Raw genomic sequence first — 21828 nt, 5'->3', positions numbered from 1 at the left:
GGCTCCGCCACCCGTGAGTACTTCTTAACCGCCCGCGGTTAAGAAGTACTCACGGGCGCGTCAGCGCACGGCGGGCTGGTGCTGGGTGATGCAGTGAATTCCGCCGCCGCGCGCGAAGAGCGGGCGGGCGTCGACCGACACGACCGTGCGGCCGGGGTAGGCGGCCGACAGGATCGCGACCGCTTCCTCGTCCGCGGGATCGTCGAAGCTGCACGCGATGACGCCGCCGTTGACGACGAAATGGTTGATGTAGCTGTAGTCGACGAAGCCCTCCTCGTCGCGCAGGACCGTCGGCGCGGGGACGGTGATGATCTCCCACGACTCACCGCGGGCGTCCGTGGTCTGCTTCAGCACGTCGATGACGGCCTTGCTGACCTCGAAGTCGGGGTGTTCGGGGTTGCGCTGATCGTGCACCAGGATCACGCCCGGTGACGGGATGGCGGCGACGATGTCGACGTGCCCGCGCGTGCCGTACGTGTCCTGGTCCCGGGTCAGTCCGCGCGGCAGCCAGATGACCTTCGTGGCACCGATCGTCCGGGCGAGCTCGGCCTCGATGTCGGCTTTCGACAGTTCCGGGTTGCGGCCGGGGTCGAGTTGCACGGTCTCGGTCACCAGCACGGTGCCGAGGCCGTCGACATGGATGCCGCCGCCCTCGTTGACGATCGGTGAGTCGACGAGTTCGGCCCCCGACCGCTCGACCACCAGTGCGCCGATCTTCGAGTCCTTGTCCCACTGGGCCCAGTCCTGGCCGCCCCAGCCGTTGAAGATCCAGTCGACACCGCCGAGGTGTCCGTCCTCGGACAGCACGAACGTGGGTCCGATGTCGCGCATCCAGGCGTCGTTCAGCGGCGCCGCGACGATGTCGATGTCCGCGGAGAGGTACTCCTCGGCCGCCGACACCTGACCGGGATCGACGACGACGGTAACGGGCTCGAACCGGGCCACCGCGTGCGCCACCTCGGCCCACGTGGTGCGGGCCTCGTGATGCTCCTCGGGGGTGTCGCCCAGGGAGTAGCCCTCACTGGGGTAGGCCATCCAGGTGCGTTCGTGCAGTTCGCCTTCCGCGGGCATGCGCCAGGTCATCAGGCCCTCCCGAACGGGGAGGCGTGATCGACCGGCTCGGTGAGGACGCTGTACGTGTCGGGGCGCCGGGTGGCCAGGAACGGGAACAGGGCCAGCCAGTCCTCGCGCTGCTGGAGGTCGAGGTCGGCGACCAGGACCGCGGATTCGTCGCGCGGGGCCTGCGCGAGGACCCGGCCGTAGGGGTCGGAGATGAACGACGAGCCGTAGAACGTGATGAGGCCTTCGCTGCCGTGGCGGTTGGGCACCACCATGAACGTGCCGTTCGCGATGCCGTTGCCGACGATCACCTGCTGCCACAGCGGCTGGGTGTCGAATTGCGGGTGGTCTGGCTCCGAGCCGATCGCGGTGGGGTACACCAGGATCTCGGCGCCGCCGAGAGAATACGCGCGGGCGACCTCGGGGAACCACTCGTCCCAGCACGTCGGCAGTCCGAGCTTCGCCCCGCCGAGTGCCTCGGCGGTGTGGACGGGGTAGGGATCGGTTGCGGGACCGCCGCGGAAGTAGGTGTCCTCGTAGTAGCCGGCGGTGACGGGGATGTGCAGCTTGCGGGTGCGGGCGAGCAGTTCGCCGGAGGGGGCGACGAGGATGGCCGTGTTGAAACCGAGCCCGTCCTCGTACTGCACGCCGTCCTCGGAGTCGTTCCGCTCGTACAGCGAGGCGTGGACGAGGACGCCGTGTTCGGCGGCGGCCTTGGCGGCGAACGTGAACGTGGGGCCGGTGAGGAGGTCCTCGGCGGTACGTCCCGGGTTGTCGCCACCCGGAGTCGACGCGGGGTAGCGGCTCAGTGTGAGCTCGGGGAGGAACACCACGCGCGCCCCGAGTTTCGCTGCCGCGGCGATGCCCTCGTCGAGTTCGGCCCGCAGATCCTGATCGTTCTCGTGCCAGCGGTGCTGGACGAGGCCGACACGGAGCGGGGTGCGTCCCGTCTCGCGCGTCCTCGACAGGGACTCGGGAGGGGTGAGGGCGGTAATCGTCAACATTGTGTTTCCTCGGATGTTCGGTTCAGCGAGCGCCTAAAACGAATTGGATTCGTTAAGTATGGTGGGTGAATGCTCGGCGATCAAGGGGTGGGGCGTGACGAATTCGATTCCTTCGGTATCCACCCTGGTCGCCGGTGACACACACCGACCAGGAGGGCACCCATGCCACGGCCATCACAGCGACTGCTGTCGCCGGAAATCATCACCGAAGCTGCCATGCGCATGGTGGACCTCACCGGTGATTTCACGATGCCGGGTCTCGCCGAACGGCTGAAGGTGCGGCCCTCCTCGCTGTACAACCACGTGTCCGGGAGAGCGGAGATCATCGAACTGATGCGTGCCCGGATGATGGCGGGCATCGTGGTGGCGGACCCCGACGGCAAGTGGAGCGAAACGGTGGCCGGCCTGGCGCGCGAGTATCGGCGCAACTACGCCGAGCATCCTCGTCTGATTCCTCTGTTCACTGCGCACACAGTGCAGTCCGGTGTGGCGTTCGGGCTGTACAACGCGCTGGCGCAGGCATTCTCGGACGGCGGCTTCACGCCCGAGGAGATTCTGCACGCCATCACGATGGTCGACAGCTTCGTGCTGGGGTCGGCGCTGGACCTCGCCGCACCCGAAGTGGTCTGGGCGACCGCCCCGGAGGCAAACGAGGCCATGCTGGCAGCCCTCGCCACGTCCGGGCCGAACCCCGGACGTGCGGATGCAGCATTCGAGTTCGGGCTGCGGACGCTTATCGCGGGCTTGGTGGCGCAGGCTCCGATCGAGCCGTGAGATCGCCCTCGTCCCGCAACGCGGACGTGCCGCGGTTGAGGGTCTCGCCACGGAAGAAGGCGGGATTGCGGAAGCGCATGACCATCATCAGCACGGCGCCGAGCAGGAGGATGCCGAAGCCGAGGAAGAAGACGAGGCCGATTCCGCCGATGGACGCACCGCTCGCGTTCTCCGGGTCCATGCTCTCGTCGATCGAGATGATGAACACGGCGAACAGCATCAGCCCGCCGAGCAGCGGAAACGCGAACCGGAAGACGGCGTTGCGCACGCTCGTGAACAACCGGCCCCGGAAATACCAGACGCAGGCGAACGCGGTGATGCCGTAGTACCAGCAGATCATGATGCCCAGCGCGGCGATCGTGTCGAGCAGTGTGCGCTCCGACAGGAACGTGACGACGGTGTAGAAGACCGCGGTCACGACACCGGCGACGACGGTCGCGTAGGACGGCACCAGGAATCGCGGCGACACCTCGGCGAGCTTCTTCGGGAACGCGCCGTAGGCGCCCATGGCCAGCATCGTGCGCGCGGCAGGCAGGAACGTGGTCTGCAGGCTCGCGACCGAAGAGACGAACACGGCGAGGAACAGCAGCATGCCGCCCCAGTTGCCGAGAACCGGATCGGCGAGGGCGCCGAAGACGTTCTCGGAGTTGTCCGGGTTGCCGAGGCCGAGACCGTCCTCGCCGACGCCGGCGTACATCATCGCCGCGACGGACACGAGCAGGTAGGTCAGCAGAATCGTCGCGACGCACAGCAGTCCAGCGCGACCGGGGGTCTTCTTCGGGTTCTTCGACTCCTCGCCCAGTGTCAGGCAGGTGTCCCAGCCCCAGAACGCGAAGATCGAACCCGTCAGGCCGATCACGAACGCACCGAGGGCCAGTCCCGTGAACGGGTTGAACCAGCTCAGGTCGAACGAGAGCCCGGCGGGGGCGGACCCGTTGCCGACGTGAACCAGTGCCACCACCGCGAAGGCGATGAGCAGGACCATCTGGAAGCCGACCAGCGCGAACTGCAGCTTCTCACTGGTGGTGATGCCGCGACTGGCGATCCACGTGGCGAGCGCGATGAAGAGCAGTGTGGTGCCCACATTCACGAATTTGTTGCCCGGCAGATCCGCGATGCTCGGGGCGTCGAAGAGTTTCGCGATGAACAGATAGAAGAACTGCACGGCGATCGCCGCGAGGTTCGAGAGCACGATGATCGTGGCGATCACCATGCCCCAGCCACACATCCACCCGACGTACGGTCCGAACGCCTTCGTCGACCAGGTGAAGGACGCACCGCAGTCTGGGGATTCGGAATTGAGTTCGCGGTAGGCGTACGCCGTGAGGAACATGGGAACGAACCCGGCGATGAAGATGGCGGGCATCTTCAACCCGACGGCCGCGACGATCAGTCCGATGCTGGCCGTCAGCGTGTAACCCGGTGCTACGGAGGAGATTCCGAGGATCGCCCCGGAGAAGGTCCCGACCGCACCGGTGGCCAGCCCCTTGGCGCTCACGGCGCCGTCGGCCGACGGCGGTGCGCCTTCGCTGTTCGTCATGTCTGAACCTCCGGTCGGGAACGAGCGTGGATCCGGGGCGGGTGTCGCGGACGATTTACTCACTGTTTTCGAACTCCTGCTTGGGGACGACCACCATGGGCACCGGCAGGACGCGGAGCATCTTGGCCGCGGTGGATCCCAGGAACAGTCGATGTGGTTGGGCGAGCCGGCTGGAGCCGACCATCACGAGGTCGCCGTCCTGCCAGTCGAGTGTGCGGACCGCCGATTCCACGGAGGATCCGTCGGCGATCGTGACGGACACGGGAAAGTCTTCGGGAAGAGCGGATTTCGCTGCTTCGAGGGTGCTCTGCGCGTGGGCGACGGCCCGGTCGCGGATGTCGTCGGGGGTGTCCCGGTGATCGCGGAGGTCGTTCTGCGGGTCGAGTGCGACGAGGGAGACGAGGCGGAGCGGGGTCTGCATCCGCTCGCACGTCCGCACCGCCGTCCGCAGCAGCACATCGGCCCCGGTCCGGGTCCCGAGCGCGCAGGTGACCTCGCGGATCTTCTTCGCGGAGGAATGCCGATAGCCGCGGGGCGCGAGGCAGAGCGGCACGTGCGCGGAGTGCAGTAACTCCGTCGACACGGAACCGACCGAGTGCCTGCCGAGCAGGCCGTCACCCGCGGCGCCGACGACGATCGCGTGCGCGTCGAGGCGGGTGACCTCGTCGAGGATGCCCTGCGCGAACGATTCGTGGAAGCTCAGGTGGACGTCCACGTCGATGTCGCTCGGCACCGACGACTTCGCCTCGTCCAGCCAGCGCTGGGCACGGGAGGCGAGGATGTCGTCGTAGCCGGTCTCTGCCGGAACTCTCGCCGGGACCGTCCGGTCCGGCGGGAGCACCATGCAGATGTCGAGCTGTGCGCCGAGACTGCGGGCGAGCTGCGCCCCGAGGGCAAGACCGTCCTCCCCGCTGGGGGTGGCGAGATATCCAACGACCAAACGCATGGTGACGGTTCCGATCTGTCTCGGGGCGGGTGGTTTACGCGAAGCCGACGTACTTGGTCTCGAGGTACTCCTCGATGCCTTCGGTGCCGCCTTCGCTGCCGAGTCCGGACTGCTTGACTCCACCGAACGGCGCGGCGACGTCGGAGATCACTCCGCGGTTGACGCCGACCATGCCGCTCTCGAGCTTGTCGGCGACGCGGAACGCCCGGTCGACGTTCTGTGTGTAGATGTATGCGGCGAGACCGTATTCGGTGTCGTTGGCGGCGGCGACGCCCTCGGCCTCGGTGTCGAAACCGGTGATCGCGGCGACGGGTCCGAAGATCTCCTCGCGGACGATGCGCGCGTTCGCGGGCACCTCGTCGAGGACGGTGGGCTGGAAGAAGTAGCCGGGGCCGTCGACGGACTTGCCGCCGGTGCGGACCCGGGCGCCCGCGGCGACGGCGTCGTCGACGAGGGACGCCACGTTGCGGCGCTGCTTCTCGTTGACGAGGGGGCCGACGTTGGTGCCGTCCTCGCTGCCCGGTCCGACGGTGAGTGCGGCGATCCGGTCGGTGAGCTTGGTGGTGAATTCCTCGCGCACCGAGTTGGCCACGATCAGGCGGTTGGCGGCGGTGCAGGCCTCACCGCCGTTGCGCATCTTCGCGGCCATCGCGCCCTCGACCGCGGCGTCGATGTCGGCGTCGTCGAACACCACGAACGGGGCGTTGCCGCCGAGTTCCATCGAGGTGCGCAGCACCTGCTGGGCGGACTGCTCGATGAGGATCTTGCCGACCCGGGTGGATCCGGTGAACGTCACCTTCCGCAGCCGCGGATCCGCGAGCAGCGGTTCGGTGACGGCGGCGGCGTTCGACGCGGGCAGCACCGACAGCACACCGGCGGGCAGGCCTGCCTCGGCGAAGATCTCGGCGAGCAGCAGCATGGTGAGCGGGGTGTCCTCGGCGGGCTTGACGATGATCGTGCAGCCGGCGGCGAGCGCGGGGCCGATCTTGCGGGTGCCCATCGCGAGCGGGAAGTTCCACGGCGTGACGGCCAGGGTGGGTCCGACCGGAACCTTGGTGACCATGATCCGTCCGCTGCCGGACGGTGACGTGGTGTAGCGGCCCTGGATGCGGACGGCTTCCTCGCTGAACCAGCGCAGGAACTCGGCGCCGTAGTTCACCTCGCCGCGGCTTTCCGGCAGGGCCTTGCCCATCTCCATCGTCATCAGCAGCGCGAGGTCGTCGGTGCGCTCGATGACCTTCTCCCACGCCGAGCGCAGGATGATCGACCGCTGCCGCGGCGCGGTCGCCGCCCATTCCTCCTGGACCGCCGCGGCGGAGTCCAGTGCGCGCATCGCGTCCTTGCCGCCGGCATCGGCGACATCGGCGATGAGGGTTCCGGTGGCCGGGTCGTAGACCGGGAACGTGCCGCCGTCGATCGGGTCGGTCTGGGCGCCGTCGATCCACAGACCGGTGGGCAGGGTGGCGCGGAGCCGTTCGAAATCAGTCATCGGAGTCCTCGTGGTGGGAAGGGTGGTGATCGCACGCCTCCGGGGTGGGGGCGACGTCGAGGGCGGGGTTGCGGTCGAAGAATCCGACCGGCTTCAGCCAGAAGGACACGGTGTCCGCAGGCATGATCGGCCAGTCCTCCGGCCGGGGAATGTGGTGGATACCGAACGTGTACCAGAGCACCACGTCGGTGTTCTCGATCGGGCGGTCGGCCGCGGTCCAGGCGGGAAGTCCGTGATCGACCTTGCTCTGGTTCACGAATTCCCCGGCAGGCCAGCGCTCGTCGGGTGAGTTGGGCGTCACCCAGACGGTGTGGCCGATCGCACCGGTGCGCTGGAAGATCGGCGACGCCGGGTCGAACATCGACGGGATCGCGCCGCCGGGAACGAGCTTGTAGGCGGGGGCGGTGCCGAGCCCGGTGGTCGTGTTGTCGTTGACCACCTTCCACGCCCGCTGGCTCTGCCAGTCGAAATCCTGTCGGCCCTCGAGTTCGGTGCGCAGCGGGGTGTTCTTCTGGCGCAGCGCGAGACCCAGAGGGTTGTCCGGGCCCATCGGCACCACTTCGGTCTCGGTGGCGTACACCGTGTTCTCGGTGCCGTCCACGTCGAGATCGAGGCGGGCGACCAGGAAGTGCTGGTGGAACGGCGCGTACGTGCGGTTGTCGACGAGCGTCCCGCTGGGGTGCTCCCCGCCTTCCGGGAAGTGGCTGACCACCATGATCCCGGTGGCGCGGACCTCGCATTCGATGTTGCCGTCCTGGTAGAACCGCCAGTAGACGAGATATTCGTAGTTCGCGACCGTCACGTGTGTCGACACCGTCAGCCGCCGCATGCGGCGCACCTCGGCGCCCGCATCGTGGTCGACGTGCTTCCAGAGGACGGCGTTGTCCTCCTCGTGGATACAGATCGCGTTCTCGATCGTGAACGGCACACCGTGGCTGTCGTGGAGTACGGCGTCGAGATACCGGATCTCGCCCAGGCAGTCGCAGCCCAGGGTGAGTGAGGTGGTCATGAACCCGATGCCCCACTCGCCGATGTCGAAGGCGGTGCGGCGGTAGTGATCGGTGCTGGTGTCGCGATACGGCACCGCCATTTCCGCGAACGACATCCGGTTCGCGATCGAGCGCACCCGGCCGTTGTCGTTGTAGGTCACCGCGTGCAGGGTCATGCCCTCGCGGTAGTTGAACCCCACCCGCAGTGACCAGTTCTGCCACTCGAGCTTGTTGCCCTCGAGCGTGAACGACGGTCCGTCCGGCTGGACGATGTCCAACGGCTTGAGCGGCGGCCGGGTGCTCGCGTCGCGGATCCGTTCCGGGATGTGCCGGGGCACGTACTCGCCCATGATCTCGGGACGTTCGACGCTGAACGTGTCCTCGATCTCGAGCAGTTCCATCTTGTTGACGTCGATCACGCAGTGGAAACCGTTGACGGGGCCCGCGTACGGGTTGGCGCCCTCGGCCGCCCGGACCCAGGTGTCCGACCAGCCGAGCCGGCGTCCCTTGTACTTCTCCGGGGTCACCGCGTCGCCGTACGTCCACACGTCCATGAACACCAGGCTCATGTCCGTGATCCCGCGCTTCGCGAGCGCCGCGATCACGTCCGGGTGCCCGCGGAGGAAGGCGTCCGCCTCCTCCCATTCGTCCACCGTGAAATTCGCCTGGACGTCCGGGATGTGCTCCCAGGAGACCACGTTGTCTCCCGTGAGCGAGACGAGCGCCTTGTAGGTGTCTCCGCTGTTGCGGTCGAAGCACACGACGACGGCCCGGCGGTCCGGGACGGTGCCCGACGCGTCGAACTCCGACACCTCGGCCTTGCCGGGCTCGGCCAGTTCGATCGACGCGAACCGCCAGCCGTCCCCGACCCCGTGTTCCCGGGCGAGGACGGCCGCGGCCTGCGCGAATTCGTCCGCCCCCAACGGATCCAGAGGATGGAACGTGCCGGTGGTCGTCCGGGTCATGGTGTCTCCTCTGGTCGTTGGGGTGGGCAGTCGTGCTCGTGCGCCTTTTCGGTTGCGGTGACTACCGAAAAGGCGCACGGGTCAGACGAGCGAGCGCACGATCTGCTCGATGACGGTCAGGGCGTCGTCGAGCAGGTCGTCGCTGATCACCAGCGGCGGAAGCAGTCGGATGACGTTTCCGTAGGTACCGCACGTCAGCAGAATGACACCTTGTTCGAGCGCATGTGCGGCAATCGCCTTCGTCAGTTCGGCGTCCGGCTCGTCGGTGCCGGGCTTGACGAACTCCATCGCGAGCATCGCGCCCCGTCCACGCACGTCACCGATGACGCCGACGTCGGCGGCCAGTGCCTTCAGCCGCGGCAGGGCCAGGTCGCCGATGTGCTGTGCGCGAGCGGGCAGGTCGAACTTCCGCATGCTGTCGATCGCGGCGAGTGCGGCGGCACACGCGACGGGGTTGCCGCCGTACGTGCCACCCAGACCGCCGGGGTGCACCTTGTCGAGGAGTTCGGCGCGGCCCGTGATCGCGGACAGCGGCATGCCGCCCGCCATGCCCTTGGCCATCGTGATGATGTCCGGGACGATCTCCTCGTGCTCGCACGCGAACCAGGCGCCGGTGCGGGAGAACCCGGTCTGCACCTCGTCGGCGATGAACACGACGCCGTTGGCGCGGGCCCAGTTCACCAGGGTGGGGAGGAATCCCTCGGCGGGAACGATGAATCCGCCCTCGCCCTGGATCGGCTCGATGATGATCGCCGCGAGTGAATCGGCGCCGATCTGCTTCTCCATCTGGCTGATGGCGCGCTGGGCGGCCTGCTCACCGGTCAGTCCGTCCTGGTCCCGGTAGGGGTAGGACATGGGGAGCCGGTACACCTCGGGCGCGAACGGACCGAAGTGGGCCTTGTAGGGCATCGACTTGGCGGTGAGGGCCATCGTCAGGTTCGTACGACCGTGGTAGGCGTGGTCGAACGCGACGACGGCGTCGCGGCCGGTGGCGAGGCGAGCAACCTTGATCGCGTTCTCCACGGCCTCCGCGCCCGAGTTGAACAGGACGGTGCGCTTCTCGTGGTCGCCGGGGGTGAGGGCGGCGAGCTCCTCCGCCACGCGGACGTAGCCCTCGTACGGGGTGACCATGAAACAGGTGTGGGTGAAGTGCCCGACCTGCTCCCGAACCGCCTCGGCGACGGCCGGATCGGATGCGCCCACGCTGGTGACCGCGATGCCCGAGCCGAGGTCGATCAGGGAGTTGCCGTCGACGTCGACGACCACACCACCGTCGGCATCCGCGGCGTACACGGGGACGCTGGAGCCGACGCCCGCGGCCACGGTGGCGCGGCGACGTGCGGTGAGGGCCGCCGACTTCGGGCCGGGGAGCTCGGTGACCAGGGCGCGCTTCTGCGGCAGCCGGTACTGGATGTCGTTCATGTTGGTGCAGTCCTCAGGGTCGTGACGTGGATGGGTATGGGGTGGGCGACGTCAGTCGTGGGAACTCATGACGTGCTTGATGCGGGTGTAGTCCTCGACGCCGTAGCCGGAGAGGTCCTTGCCGTAGCCGGAGTACTTGAATCCGCCGTGCGGCATCTCGGCGACGAGCGGGATGTGGCAGTTGATCCATACGGCGCCGAAATCGAGTGCGGCCGAGAGGCGTTGCGTGACGCCGTGATCGTTGGTCCACACACTCGACGCCAGACCGTACCGGACGTCGTTGGCGAGGGTGACGGCCTCCTTCTCGTCGGAGAAGCTCTGCACGGTGAGGATGGGGCCGAACGTCTCCTCCTGCACGATGTCGTCGCGCTGGTCGACGCCGGTGATCACGGTGGGTTCGAAGAAGAATCCTTGCTCTCCCGAACGCTTTCCGCCGGTGACGATCTTGGCCGAGGTGGGGAGCGAGGCGATCTTGGAACTGACCGCGTTGAAGTGGTTGATGTTGTTGAGCGGGCCGTAGAACACGTCCGGGTCGTCCGGCAGACCGGGCTCGAGCGTCTCGGCCTTGCGGACGAGGGCGTCGACGAGCTGGTCGTGGATGGACTCGTGGACGAGGACGCGGGTGGCGGCGGTGCAGTCCTGGCCACCGTTGAAGAAGGCTGCCTCGGCGATGCCGCTCGCGGTCTTCTCGATGTCGACGTCACCGAAGACGATGGCGGGGGCTTTGCCGCCCAATTCGAGGTGCGCGCGCTTGAGCTGACGTGCGGCGGAGACGGCGACAGCGATACCGGCGCGCACAGATCCGGTGATCGACACCAGTCCGAGGGCCGGGTTCTCGACGAGGGTCGCGCCGGTCTCGCCGTTGCCGAGGACGACGTTGAAGACGCCGTCCGGCAGGATCCCCTTGGTCAGCCGGGCCAGGACGAGCGTGCTGTTCGGGGTGGTGTCGCTGGGCTTGAGGACGATCGTGTTGCCTGCCGCGAGCGCGGGGCCGATCTTCCACAGCGCCATCATGAACGGGTAGTTCCAGGGGGTGACCTGACCGACGACACCGATCGGCTCGCGGCGCACGTAGGACGTGAAGCCGTCCATGTACTCGCCGGCGGCCTTGCCTTCGAGCATCCGGGCCGCGCCCGCGAAGAAGCGGAGCTGGTCGGCGCCCACCTTGATCTCTTCGTCGGCGATGACCTGCTTGGGCTGCCCGGTGTTGCGGCACTCCGCCTCGACGAGTTCGTCGCTGTGCGCCTCGATCGCGTCGGCGAGCTTCAGCAACGCGGTCTGCCGCACGCTCGGGGTGGTCTTGCCCCACGAGACGAAAGCCCGCTCGGCTGCCTCGACGGCGGCGTCCACGTCGGCCTTGGTGGAGACGGGCGCACGCCCGACGACGCTCTCGTCCACGGGGTTGATCAAGTCCAGCGTCTCCGTCGCGGATGAGGCGACGAACTCACCGTTGATGTAGTTCTCGAGTACGTCGATCGACATTCGTACCGGTTCCTCTCGTGGGGTCGAAACTCGTGTGTCGGAACGGACCGTCGGTCGAACAGTCCGACCGGAGTCCGGAGTTGCAGAGCATCTGAAAACAAGTGTGCGCTGCCTCACAAGCCAGGGGCAGCTGACAAAATGGTGAAAGGCGCGCCCCCCGCCGCGCCGAGTTGTCCAATCCGGAGTCACCCGTGCGAGCAGGTGTGGCCGGCCGCGCCGGAGCCGGCGAAGGGCACGTCCGCAACGGCGCTCGCCGAGGCGGCGTCGTGCACGATCGTGCCGCCGACGAGGGTGAGGTCGGCCCGCTGGTCCAGCAGTTGTCCGGGCTCGAGCGTGTAGAGGTCCGCCGACCAGACGACCAGGTCGGCGCGGGCACCAGGACGGATCACTCCGAGCTCGTCCTCGGCGTGCCACGCCCACGCGCCGCCGCGGGTGTACGCCCGCAACGCCGAATCCAGGTCCATCCGTTCGCGCGGAGTCCAGTCGGTCCCGCCGTCCAGACCCGAGCGGGTGAGGGCGGAGTACAGGCCGACGAGCGGATCCATCTCCCCGACCTGCCAGTCGCTCGAGAACGCCAGCGCCGCCCCCGACTCGGCGAGCGAACGGAATCGCCACGCCCGGTCCCACCGGTCCTCGCCGACGTTCTCCATCCACGTTCCCGCGACGAGGTCGGGAGAGCAGTGCCGCGGCTGCATCGCCGCGACCACGCCGAGCTCCCGGAACCGGGGAAGGTCCTCGGGATGGAGGCATTCGACGTGGACGATGCCGTGCCGTCGGTCGACCGTCCCGTTCGCGCGGCCGGCGTGCTCGATCGAGTCGAGCGCCAGCCGGATTCCCCAGTCGCCGGTGGCGTGGGTGTGCGTCTGGAAGCCGAGGCGGTCGAGTTCGGTGAGCATCGCGGTGAACTCCTGCGGCGGCAGGCTGGGCGCGCCGCCGTGCCCCGGCCGGTTCGCGTAGTCGGACAGCATGGCCGCGGTGTGCGGTTCGATCACGTCGTCGGCGTACAGCTTGACCGGCCCGAGCCGGAGCATGTCGTCGACGGGTGCGCTGTCCACGGCCTCCCGCAGGTCCCGGCGGAACGCGGCGGCGCCGACCGGGTGGAACAGGGCGGTGATCACCCGCGAGTGCATCCGCCCCTCGGCGCGCGCCCGGTACATCAGATCGAGTTCGGCCAGCGGGACCTGGGGTTCGACGACGGTAGTGATACCGCTCGCGGTCGCCATCTCCAGGCTGGACGTGATGCGCCGATAGCGGCGGTCGGGGGAGTACATCGGGATGTCGCGTTGAAGACCGGCCAGACCGGCCCGCGTCATCGCGCTGGTGTAGAAGTCCGTGACCCAGCCGGTGGGGACGCCGTCGTCGTCGAATTCCGGCCGTCCCCAGGGGATCTGGGTGCCGCGGTCGATTCCGAGCACACGCAGTGCGGCGTCGTTCAGCCACACCGAGTGCTGGTCGTAGGTGGTGATGAAGACCGGACGGTCCGTGACGCCGCGCAGGTCGGCGGCGTTCGGGCGGCGCCCGGTCACCACGGAGTAGACGGCGTTCTCGGCGCAGATCCAGTCGAGGTCGGGGCGGGTGTCCGCGTGCGCGCCGATCCGTCGCCGGACCTCGCTGAGGTCGGGTGCGCCTTCGAGGCTCACGGCGTCGGGATCGAATCCGAGGAGGAGGTGGTTGTGGCTGTCGATGATCCCGGGGGTGAGCAGTCGCCCTCGCAGGTCGATGGTGCGCCGGGCGGCGGGGGCGTCCTCGGTGGTCCCGACGTACCGGATGACGCCGTCCGCGATGCCGACGGCCTCGGCCCGGCCGGTGGTGTCGAACGTCCGCACGACGCCGTTCGTCAGAAGCAGGTCGAGCATCAGCAGTTCTCCTCGGGGGCGGCGTTCAGCAACAGCAGGTGGGTGTTCTTGCGCGGTCGCAGGTACAGGGCGAAGTAGACGAAGCCGGCGGTGACGAGTCCGAGGGAGATGCCGAGGCTGAGCCACTGCTCCGGGTCGAGCAGCGTGACGACGAAGACGAGGCCGAGCGCGGCGATGCAGATTCCCGGGGCCAGCGGCCACAACGGCATGCGGTAGCCGGTTCGGATGGTACCGCCGCGACGGTGGTTGATCGCGGCCAGCGCGATGAACAGGTACGTGAACGTCAGGGTCGACCCGGTGGCGGTGAGCAGGACGTCCAGCGGGACGAAGCACGCGGCGAACGCGATGGCGCCCATCACGACGGTGGCGAGGACGGGGACGCGGCCCTTGGTGCTGACGGTCTGCAGCGGCGCGGCGACGGTCTCGGGGAGGGCGCGATCGCGGGCGGCGGCGTAGAGAAGCCGGCCCGCCTGCAGCGTGATCGCGATGATCGCGTTGATCACGGCGAGGGCGATCGAGAGCAGGACCACCATGGCGACGGCGTGACCGGCGCGTTCGGTGAGGAATGCCTCGACGGGAAGGCTGGAACCGAAGAGTTCGGTCTGCGAGCGGGCGCCCACCAGGATCGCGATGAGCGGGACGAGTTCGGTGGCGACGGTGATGACGGCGCTCCAGATCACTGCCTTCGCGATCGAGCGGGCGGCGTTCTTGGTCTCCTCGGCGAAGTAGACGGCGCCGCCGTAGCCGTTGTACGCGAAGATTCCCTGGGTGACGGCCAGCATCAGTCCGGAGATCGCCAGTGGTGCGAGGTTGCCGGTGCTCGGATCGAGAACCTCCGGGCTGAGGAGGCTGGTCAGTGGCCGTTCCATGTGGACGAAACCGAGGACGGTGAGCAGAGCCAGCGCCGCCATCTCGACGCCCAGGAAGACCCCGGTGAGCCATGCGTTGGTGCGGATGTCGAAACATGCGGTCACGGTGGTGATCACGACCACGACGAGCGCGGTCTGCTGCGGCGACAGGCCGTGGATCGCGACGCCCAGGTAGTCGGCGACCCCGAGGGCGAAGACGGCGATGATCAGCGGCAGGGAGATGAGGCTGATGAAGAACGTGGCGACGCCGAAGGCCGGTCCGAGTGCCCGCGACACGAGTGAGTAGTCGCCGCCGGCAACGGGATACGCGGACGCGAGTTCGGCGTAGCAGAAGGCGATGAGGATGCTCACGATGCCGGCGACGAGGAACGCCCAGAACACGCCGGTGCCGAACAGGGCGAGCGCCGAACCGCCGAGGATGAAGACGCTCGACGCCGGCGAGATCGACGACAGGGTGATCAGGATGTTTCCGCCGACGCCGATGCTCCGGGAGAGCGAGGCCTCGTAGGTGCCGGGTGCGGCGGGGGGAGTGGCGGTGGGTGGCCGGGCGGTCTGGTCCATGAGCTGTCCGTTCGGGAGGGGGAGGGGCGAAAATAGTTTTTTGACAGTTCCGTCAAACAACTGGGCCGAGTGTCACAGATCACGTCGGCTAGTGTCAACGGCATGGCGCGACCGAACACTCAGAAGCAGCGGCGTTCCGAGCTCATCGAGGCGACACTCCAGGCGGGATCCGCGCACGGGCTCAGGTCGCTGTCCCTGACCGATGTCGCGAAGCGCGCGGGCCTGACGCGCGGCGCGCTGCTCTACTACTTCGACGATCTGGATTCGCTTCTCGTCGAGGCACACCGGGCGGGCACCGAGCGCTATTGCGACCTGCGCGACGAGGCGGTGGCCGCGCAGTCGTCGTACGCCGCCAAACTGCGGACGGCCATCGACGCCGGGCTGCCGAGCGGTCCCGACGACACCCTGATGCGGCTGTTGTACGAATTCGACTTCATGACAGGCACTTCGGCGCTGCACGACGAACTTGTCCAGAAGATGTATCTGCGTCAGCTCGCGACATACCGCGCCATCCTCGGCGACGGGCACGCGGCGGGGGAGTTCACCGTGCGCGGCGACATCGACCAGGCGGCAATGAATCTGGTGGCCCTCGAAGACGCGTACGGGCTGCACATCGTCGGGGGAAACAGTCTCATCACCGTCGATGCCGCGCGCACGGCGATGCTGGGGTTCTGTGAGCAGATCGGCTGCGGCGTCACGGAAGACGCCGCAGCCGAACGGGACTGACCGGGCCCGCTGCGTCGGCTACGCCGGGTGACTGCCGGCCACCTCCGCCTCGTGGCGCACCGAGCCGGCCACCACGGTCAGCTGCACCCGCGCGGTGAGCAGGGAATCGGCGCCGGCGGTGAACGGATCACCGTCGAGGACCACGAAGTCGGCGGCCTTGCCCGCGACGAGTTGACCGGTGAGGTCGTCCCAGCGGCACGAGTAGGCGGCGTCGCGGGTGGCGTGCGCGAGCGCGTCGGCCATCGGCAGTGCGTACTCGGGCAGGTTGGGTGCGAGCGCCGGATCGATCGCGGACTTGCGCGTCGTCGCGATGTACATGTTGGGCAGCGGGGGATGCGGCGCAGTGGGGGCGTCGGACCCCAGCGCGAGGACGGCGCCCGCGGCGGTCATCTCGGGCCACGGGAACGCCCGCTCGACCCGATGGTCGCCCAGCATCGCCCGCCAGTTGTCCTGGATCGCCGGATCGGCATGGACCGGCTGCATCGACGCGACGACGCCGAGGCGCGCAAGCCGCTGCACGTTGTCCTTCGTGATCGTCTCCAGGTGCTCCATCCGGTGCCGACGCGGTCGAATCCCGTTGGCGGCGATCGCCTTTTCGAGCGCGGCGAGCGCGATCTCCGACGCCTCGTCGCCGATCGCGTGCAGCGCCACCTGCAGGCCGGCGGCATCCGCTGCGACGACCACCGGTGCCAGCGAGGCGAGATCCCAGATCGGTTCGGCGTTCGTCCCGTCCGAGTACGGCTCCTTCATCGCCGCGGTGCAGCTGTCGATGACGCCGTCGATGATGATCTTGATCCCGGCCATCCGCAGCCACGGACCCTGCAATCGCCGGTGGTGCTCCACCGCCTCGTGCACCTGGCGGACGTTCTCCTCGTCCGAATCGGTTCGTTCGATCAGCCAGTGCCCGGCCACCCGGAGCGGCAGCGTGTCCCCGCCGGCGGCCTGTGCGCGTTCGAGCGCCTCGAGTTCGTCCGCGCCGAGCGCCATGTCGACCGCCCCGGTGACGCCGTCCGCGAGATACTGCTCGAACGCCGCCGCGAGGGCGACATCCCGCTCGGTGTCGCTGACCAGCTTCGCGAGGGCGGGCCACACGATCTGGGTCACCGCCGTCTCGTAGAGCATGCCGGTGGCCTCGCCGGTGACGGGGTCGCGCTCGATCCGGCCGCCGATCGGGTCGGGAGTGTCCGCGTCGATGCCGAGTTCGCGGAGCGCGGCCGTGTTCACCCACGACGAGTGCACATCGTTGGAATCGAGGTACACGGGACGGTCGGCCTCGGCCGCGTCGATCATCTGCCGGGTCGGCGGGTGCCCGTCGAGTGCCGAAAACAGCCAGCTGCGTCCCAAGAGCCGGGGTGCGTCCGGGTTCTCGGCGGCGAATCGGCGGATGCGGTCCTGGATGTCGTTCAGATCGGCGGCGCTCTGCAGGTCCACCTTCTGGAGGGCCTGGCCCATCATCAGCAGGTGGGTGTGGGCGTCGATGAAGCCGGGCAGGACGAAGGCCCCGCCGAGTTCGACGACGCGGGCGTCGCCGGACAGCGTGTCGGCGGTCGCGGTGTCGCCGACGTAGGTGAGGCGATCGCCCTCGACGATCATCGACTCGGCCCAGGCGGGTTCGGCGGCGGTGAAGATCCGGCCGCCGCGGTAGTGGGTCGTCGTGTCGGTGTTCATGGTGTTCTCTCTTTCCGTCAGACGACGACCGAAATGGTGTACCGGGCAGTGGGATCCTGTCCGGGTGACGCGGAGGCCCGCTCGGTGCGCGTCGACAGGCGGGCGATCGACACGATCGGGACGAGCAGGACGAGGCTGATGCCCGCCAGGACGAAGCCGAACGCGACGTAGCCGACTGCGCCGGTCACGAGGGTGCCGAAGAGCGGGGCGAATGCGGACCCCACCAGATACGTCCCGAGGAGCGGGGCGGACCAGCGGCCGGATGGGTCCAGCGCGGCCGCGATGGCCACCACGTAGATGAAGGCCGCGGCGTACACCGTGTTCCAGGCGATGATGAGCACCAGATACGTCGTCGAATCGGTGGCCAGGCACGAGCCCAGTTTGAGGGCGGCGCCGAGCACGAGGAGGACGGCGGTGGGGACGGTGCGTCCGAGGCGTGACCCGAGCGCGGTCAGGACGAGGGCGGCGCCGATGCCGCCCGCGGTGGAGAGGCTGAGGGCCAGACCCATCTGCTGTTCCGTCAGGGCGGCGTGTTCGGCGCCCATGATGCCGGACACCGCCCACAGCGAGTCCTCGCCGATCGCCCAGATCGCGAAGAGCACGAGCAGGGTGAAGCCGGCAACGGCCAGTTTCTTCTCGGTGACGCCCTCGGGCAACGGGGTTGGTGTGTGCGCGGTGCTCGCCGAGTCGTCCTCGACGGCGGGGGCGGACGGCAACCAGCTGATCGTGAAGACCGTCGCCAGCGCCAGTACCGCGACGATCCCGAAGGCGTTGGTCATGTGCAGGCCGAGGATCGGGATCAGTGCCAGTATTCCGGTGACCGCGGTGCGGTTGACGAGCCCGTTGATCCCGGACACCCGGTTCGGATTGTTCAGCGCGGCCAGAGCTGCCCCGCCGACCGCGACCGCGCCACCGGCACCGATCCCGCCGACGATGATCGCGACGCACGCGATCGGGGCCGAGTGGACGGTGGCGGCGACGGCGAATCCCGCGGCCATCACGACGAGGCTGACGCGGCCGAGCAGGTGGCGCGAGCGCCCCGCCGCCCACCGGGTGGTCGCGAGGCAGACGAGTGCGGTGGCCAGCAAAGAGCCGGTGAGGACGGCGCCGGCGACGGTCTGGGTGATGCCGAGATCGTCCACCATCGCGATGATCATGAGCGGGATCAGATTGGCCGTGATGTAGCCGACGACGAAGACGCTGAACGTGGCGATACCGCGGCCGAGTGTCAGTGGGACGCGGACGGCGGTGGTCACGTGGGATTCCTGGGGTGGGTCAACGACAACTCCGTGTCTCGGGTGGCGCCCGCGTGAGACGTGGGTCACTTAGCGAATGGGATTCGTTAAGTATGCGGAGGGCGCGTACCCTACGCAAGGGGTCAAACGAACTCAATTCGTTAATGTTGGGTTTCGGCGTTGCCCGACGGTCGACGTCTGACACAATGGAGTAGTCGTCCGTGCTCCGCTGGCCAATTTGTCCAGCCCTATCCCGATCGCGACCGGTCAGGGTGGCACGGACCCGACCGCAATGCGCAGGAGCCGACATGACCGTTCCCGTTCGCTGGATGTTGTCCCAGCCGGACCTGGCTCTCGAGCTGAAGGGTGGCGCCGCCGGTCTCGGCAACGAGATCACATTCGCCCACACCACCGAACTGCAGGACCCCTTCCGATGGCTCTCCGGCGGAGAATTGCTCCTCACCACCGGCATCCGGCTTCCGCTGACCGCCGCCGACCGGGCCCGATACCTGCGCGGCCTCGGTGAAGCCGGGGTGGCGGCGGTCGGGTTCGGCACCGGTCTCTCGCATCCGGAGGTCCCCGAGGACCTGGTGGCCGTCGCCGACGAGATCGGGCTGCCGCTGCTCGAGGTGCCGTTGCCGACACCCTTCGCGGCCGTGGTCAAGCGGGTCATGAACCGACTCGCGGAGCAGGAGTACGAGGCGGTGCTGCGCGCGTCCCGGGCCCAACCGCGGATGACCCGCGCCGTCATCCAGGGCGGCACCGGCGCCACCGTGCGCGAGCTGGCCGTCGCCACGTCGGCCACCGTCCTGCTCCTCGACCTGTCCGGCCGGGTGCTGGAGTCCCATCCGACGCAGCCGGCGGAGGATGTGATCGGGGAACTGCGGGAAGTGCTGGAGGCGGGCACCGGCGGGGCGTCGAGCAGCGTGTCGCTGGCACGGTCGGGTGCGTCGATCACCGTGCAGCAGATCAGCGTCGGCAGCACACCGCACGGGCACCTCGCCGTGATCAGCCCCACCGCGCTCAGCCACGTCGACCAGATCCTGCTCGGTCACGCGAACTCGTTGCTCGCGCTGGATTTCGAGAAGCCGGTGCGGCTCCGGACCGCACAGAACCGGCTCAACTCGCACGCCCTCGGCCTGCTGCTCACCGAGGACCGCGACCTCGCGCCCGCCTGGTCGCAGATCCGGCACGCCGCAGACGCGGACGGGATGGTCCGTGGACTCACGGTCGTGGCCGAGACACCGGCACTCGCGGAACGGGTGGAGTCGGCGGTCGCGGTCGCCATGAACAAGGCCGGGCGGCAACTCTTCTCGCGCCGTCACGACACGCGGGTCACCGTTCTGCTGCGGGGAACCGACGACGTGGACTTCGCGCGGGCGATGCTACGCGGACTGTCCGGGCCGGCGCGGAAGGCGATCCGTGCGGGGCTGAGCGGGAAGCGGGAGGTCGCCGGTCTGGTGGCGGCCATCGAACAGTCCCAGCTCGCCGCGTCGGCCGCCGAGGCCGGGGCCGAGCCGTTGGAGTTCGCGGCGCTGACCGGTAGCGCGCTGCTCGCCTTCAGCTCGACGCGGGAGGTGCTGAACTCCCTGGCGGACACGATGATCGCGCCGATCGACGACTACGACCGCACCAACGGCACGGAACTGCTGGGATCGCTGCGGGCGTTCCTCGAGGCGAACGGGCACTGGGAGTCGGCGGCCGCGACGATGGGCGTGCACCGGCACACCCTGCGCAGTCGCATGGCGCGGATCGAGTCGTTGATCGACTGCAGGCTGGACGTGGCGCGGGTGCGCGCCGAACTGCTGCTCGCGATCATCGCCCGGCAGTCGTGACTGCCGGGCGATGATCGGACGGGACTACTTCCCGAGGCGGGCGACGATGTCCGCGGCGGTGCGCTGACCCATCCGCACGGCGCCGTCCACGTGCTGGTAGCCCTCGGCGGCGATGTCCGAGCAGGAGAAGTGGAACGGTCCGACCGGCGTCCGCGTGTCCTTGCCGTACCGGTGCAGGCCGCCGAGGTCGAAGCTCGCGGCGTACGCGCCCCGGGTCCATTCCTCGGAGCCCCAGTCGGACTCGTAGTAGACGACCGGTTCGGCGGCCTTCGGTCCGAGGTAGCGGGCGAGCGAACCGAGGATGGTGGCCCGACGCTCCTCTTCACTCAGTTCGAACATGGCGTCGGCCTTCTCGTCCGACACGAACGCGACGAGGGTTCCCCGGCTGTCCTCGTAGTTGGTGTTGTCGTACACCTCCTGGACGACCTCGGACGCGCCGAATCCGGTGCCGGCGAGACCGTCTTCACGCCAGAACGGGGTCTCGTACACGGCGTGCACCTTGATGACGAGTCCCAGCGACTGGTGCTGGTGCATCTGGTGCTGGCGGCGCGGCAGCGGCGGGTCGTAGGAGATGCGGGAGTACAGGTTCGGCGGGACGGCGAGCACGACGCGGGACGCCTCCACGCGAATGTCCCCGTCCGCCAGCACGACTGCACCGTCCTCGCTCCACTGGACGGTGCGCACCGGCGCGTTCAGGAAGACGTCGTCGCCGAGGGCGGCCGCCATCCGGATCGACACCTGCTGCATGCCGCCGATGACGCGCTTGTCGAGGATGAAGTCCTCGTCCACCAGGTGCGAGAACGATCCGGCGGACGCGGCCATGAGCACGGCCTGCAGCGCGGAGAACGAGTGTGCGGGCTTGGTCAGCATGCCGCCTGCGATGAACAGGCCGATGTTGTCGCGGGCCTCAGCGTCGTCGGACTGCTCGATCAGCCAGTGCTTGAACGAGATCGTGTCCAGTTCGCGGGCCAGGGGGTGCGCCCAGGGCTCCTCGGCGCCGACCTGTGCGGCGAGGTCGTCGAGGATCTGGATCAGCCGGTCCATCTCCTTACGGGTCGTCTCGTCGACGGGGAAGGATTCGCCGGTGTAGCGGGTGCGTTCGCCGGCGGCGGAGATGTAGACGGACTCACCCTCGCGGTACCGGTCGAACGTCTCGAGTCCGAGTTCGTCGAGCAGGGAGATGAGCGTCGTCTGGTCGGGGGAGACCCACTGGCCGCCGATCTCCAGCATCGCGCCGTCGATGGTGTCGGTCCAGGTCCGGCCACCCACGCGGTCGCGCGCCTCCAGGACCGCGACGGACAGCCCCGCCTTGCGCAGCGCGGTGGCTGCGGCCAGGCCGGACGGGCCGGCGCCGACGATGGCGACATCACGTTGGAGAGTAGGCACTTTCGAGCTCCTTTGGTTGAAG

The 21828-nt window shown here is 68.5% G+C and carries 16 protein-coding genes; 3 read left to right on the top strand and 13 right to left on the bottom strand.

Features of this window, described 5'->3' with window-relative positions:
- Positions 1–60: 60 nt before the first annotated feature.
- Positions 61–1083, bottom strand: a complete 1023-nt coding sequence (locus GO592_RS21795; RefSeq protein WP_007301171.1) for an agmatine deiminase family protein — start codon at positions 1081–1083, stop codon at positions 61–63.
- Positions 1083–2063: a nitrilase-related carbon-nitrogen hydrolase gene (locus tag GO592_RS21790; RefSeq protein ID WP_007301172.1), complete on the bottom strand. Its 981-nt coding sequence runs from the start codon at positions 2061–2063 to the stop codon at positions 1083–1085. Before GO592_RS21790 ends, GO592_RS21795 begins: the two co-directional genes overlap by 1 nt.
- A 162-nt stretch (positions 2064–2225) precedes the next feature.
- Between GO592_RS21790 and GO592_RS21785 the strand changes: the two genes are divergently transcribed.
- Complete coding sequence (locus GO592_RS21785) at positions 2226–2837, top strand: TetR/AcrR family transcriptional regulator (RefSeq protein WP_007301173.1); 612 nt, start codon at positions 2226–2228, stop codon at positions 2835–2837.
- Here GO592_RS21785 and GO592_RS21780 read toward each other — a convergent pair.
- The 8 genes from GO592_RS21780 to GO592_RS21745 all read right to left on the bottom strand — a co-directional run bounded on the left by GO592_RS21780 (position 2797) and on the right by GO592_RS21745 (position 14956).
- Entirely contained in the window at positions 2797–4377 is a 1581-nt protein-coding gene (locus tag GO592_RS21780; protein ID WP_007301174.1) for an APC family permease, read from the bottom strand. The genes GO592_RS21785 and GO592_RS21780 overlap by 41 nt on opposite strands.
- Positions 4378–4432: 55 nt before the next feature.
- Positions 4433–5323 carry a universal stress protein gene (locus GO592_RS21775; protein WP_007301175.1) on the bottom strand — a complete coding sequence of 297 codons (891 nt, stop codon included), beginning with the start codon at positions 5321–5323 and terminating at the stop codon, positions 4433–4435.
- A 34-nt stretch (positions 5324–5357) separates the two neighbouring features.
- Positions 5358–6812, bottom strand: a complete 1455-nt coding sequence (locus GO592_RS21770; RefSeq protein WP_005259940.1) for an NAD-dependent succinate-semialdehyde dehydrogenase — start codon at positions 6810–6812, stop codon at positions 5358–5360.
- Positions 6805–8766, bottom strand: a complete 1962-nt coding sequence (locus GO592_RS21765; RefSeq protein ID WP_007301176.1) for a primary-amine oxidase — start codon at positions 8764–8766, stop codon at positions 6805–6807. Before GO592_RS21765 ends, GO592_RS21770 begins: the two co-directional genes overlap by 8 nt.
- Positions 8767–8847: 81 nt before the next feature.
- Complete coding sequence (gene gabT, locus GO592_RS21760) at positions 8848–10188, bottom strand: 4-aminobutyrate--2-oxoglutarate transaminase (protein WP_005238605.1); 1341 nt, start codon at positions 10186–10188, stop codon at positions 8848–8850.
- Between the two features lie 51 nt (positions 10189–10239).
- Entirely contained in the window at positions 10240–11670 is a 1431-nt protein-coding gene (locus GO592_RS21755) for a gamma-aminobutyraldehyde dehydrogenase (RefSeq protein WP_007301177.1), read from the bottom strand.
- 185 nt (positions 11671–11855) lie between these two features.
- Positions 11856–13526, bottom strand: coding sequence for an amidohydrolase (locus GO592_RS21750; RefSeq protein ID WP_007301178.1), 1671 nt, complete (start codon positions 13524–13526; stop codon positions 11856–11858).
- Positions 13526–14956, bottom strand: coding sequence for an APC family permease (locus GO592_RS21745; protein ID WP_007301179.1), 1431 nt, complete (start codon positions 14954–14956; stop codon positions 13526–13528). The genes GO592_RS21750 and GO592_RS21745 overlap by 1 nt, the downstream gene beginning before the upstream one ends.
- A gap of 102 nt (positions 14957–15058) precedes the next feature.
- On the opposite strand from GO592_RS21745, the gene GO592_RS21740 reads away from it, so the two are divergent.
- Positions 15059–15682 carry a TetR/AcrR family transcriptional regulator gene (locus GO592_RS21740; RefSeq protein WP_172650201.1) on the top strand — a complete coding sequence of 208 codons (624 nt, stop codon included), beginning with the start codon at positions 15059–15061 and terminating at the stop codon, positions 15680–15682.
- Between the two features lie 18 nt (positions 15683–15700).
- Here GO592_RS21740 and GO592_RS21735 read toward each other — a convergent pair whose 3' ends face one another.
- Both GO592_RS21735 and GO592_RS21730 read right to left on the bottom strand, forming a co-directional pair.
- Positions 15701–17350 carry an amidohydrolase gene (locus GO592_RS21735; RefSeq protein ID WP_007301181.1) on the bottom strand — a complete coding sequence of 550 codons (1650 nt, stop codon included), beginning with the start codon at positions 17348–17350 and terminating at the stop codon, positions 15701–15703.
- Between the two features lie 17 nt (positions 17351–17367).
- Positions 17368–18606, bottom strand: coding sequence for an MFS transporter (locus GO592_RS21730; protein WP_007301182.1), 1239 nt, complete (start codon positions 18604–18606; stop codon positions 17368–17370).
- A gap of 287 nt (positions 18607–18893) precedes the next feature.
- Here GO592_RS21730 and GO592_RS21725 point away from each other — a divergent pair, with 287 nt between their 5' ends.
- Positions 18894–20420, top strand: coding sequence for a PucR family transcriptional regulator (locus GO592_RS21725; protein ID WP_007301183.1), 1527 nt, complete (start codon positions 18894–18896; stop codon positions 20418–20420).
- A gap of 24 nt (positions 20421–20444) precedes the next feature.
- Here the strand turns inward: GO592_RS21725 and GO592_RS21720 are convergent, their stop codons facing one another.
- Positions 20445–21806: a flavin monoamine oxidase family protein gene (locus GO592_RS21720; RefSeq protein WP_005563635.1), complete on the bottom strand. Its 1362-nt coding sequence runs from the start codon at positions 21804–21806 to the stop codon at positions 20445–20447.
- Positions 21807–21828: the final 22 nt, after the last annotated feature.

It is taken from the genome of Rhodococcus sp. 21391, assembly GCF_016772255.1.
Lineage (GTDB): Bacteria > Actinomycetota > Actinomycetes > Mycobacteriales > Mycobacteriaceae > Rhodococcus_F > Rhodococcus_F opacus.
The sequence above is the reverse complement of the archived record's forward strand: the minus strand, read 5'-3'. Positions and strand labels throughout refer to the sequence as shown.

Coding starts and splice junctions, on each gene's coding strand:
- GO592_RS21790 (WP_007301172.1), bottom strand. CDS start 2,063: ATGTTGACGATTACCGCCCTCACCCCTCCCGAGTCCCTGTCGAGGACG.
- GO592_RS21785 (WP_007301173.1), top strand. CDS start 2,226: ATGCCACGGCCATCACAGCGACTGCTGTCGCCGGAAATCATCACCGAA.
- gabT (WP_005238605.1), bottom strand. CDS start 10,188: ATGAACGACATCCAGTACCGGCTGCCGCAGAAGCGCGCCCTGGTCACC.
- GO592_RS21780 (WP_007301174.1), bottom strand. CDS start 4,377: ATGACGAACAGCGAAGGCGCACCGCCGTCGGCCGACGGCGCCGTGAGC.
- GO592_RS21725 (WP_007301183.1), top strand. CDS start 18,894: ATGACCGTTCCCGTTCGCTGGATGTTGTCCCAGCCGGACCTGGCTCTC.
- GO592_RS21775 (WP_007301175.1), bottom strand. CDS start 5,323: ATGCGTTTGGTCGTTGGATATCTCGCCACCCCCAGCGGGGAGGACGGT.
- GO592_RS21795 (WP_007301171.1), bottom strand. CDS start 1,083: ATGACCTGGCGCATGCCCGCGGAAGGCGAACTGCACGAACGCACCTGG.
- GO592_RS21755 (WP_007301177.1), bottom strand. CDS start 11,670: ATGTCGATCGACGTACTCGAGAACTACATCAACGGTGAGTTCGTCGCC.
- GO592_RS21770 (WP_005259940.1), bottom strand. CDS start 6,812: ATGACTGATTTCGAACGGCTCCGCGCCACCCTGCCCACCGGTCTGTGG.
- GO592_RS21765 (WP_007301176.1), bottom strand. CDS start 8,766: ATGACCCGGACGACCACCGGCACGTTCCATCCTCTGGATCCGTTGGGG.
- GO592_RS21745 (WP_007301179.1), bottom strand. CDS start 14,956: ATGGACCAGACCGCCCGGCCACCCACCGCCACTCCCCCCGCCGCACCC.
- GO592_RS21740 (WP_172650201.1), top strand. CDS start 15,059: ATGGCGCGACCGAACACTCAGAAGCAGCGGCGTTCCGAGCTCATCGAG.
- GO592_RS21735 (WP_007301181.1), bottom strand. CDS start 17,350: ATGAACACCGACACGACGACCCACTACCGCGGCGGCCGGATCTTCACC.
- GO592_RS21750 (WP_007301178.1), bottom strand. CDS start 13,526: ATGCTCGACCTGCTTCTGACGAACGGCGTCGTGCGGACGTTCGACACC.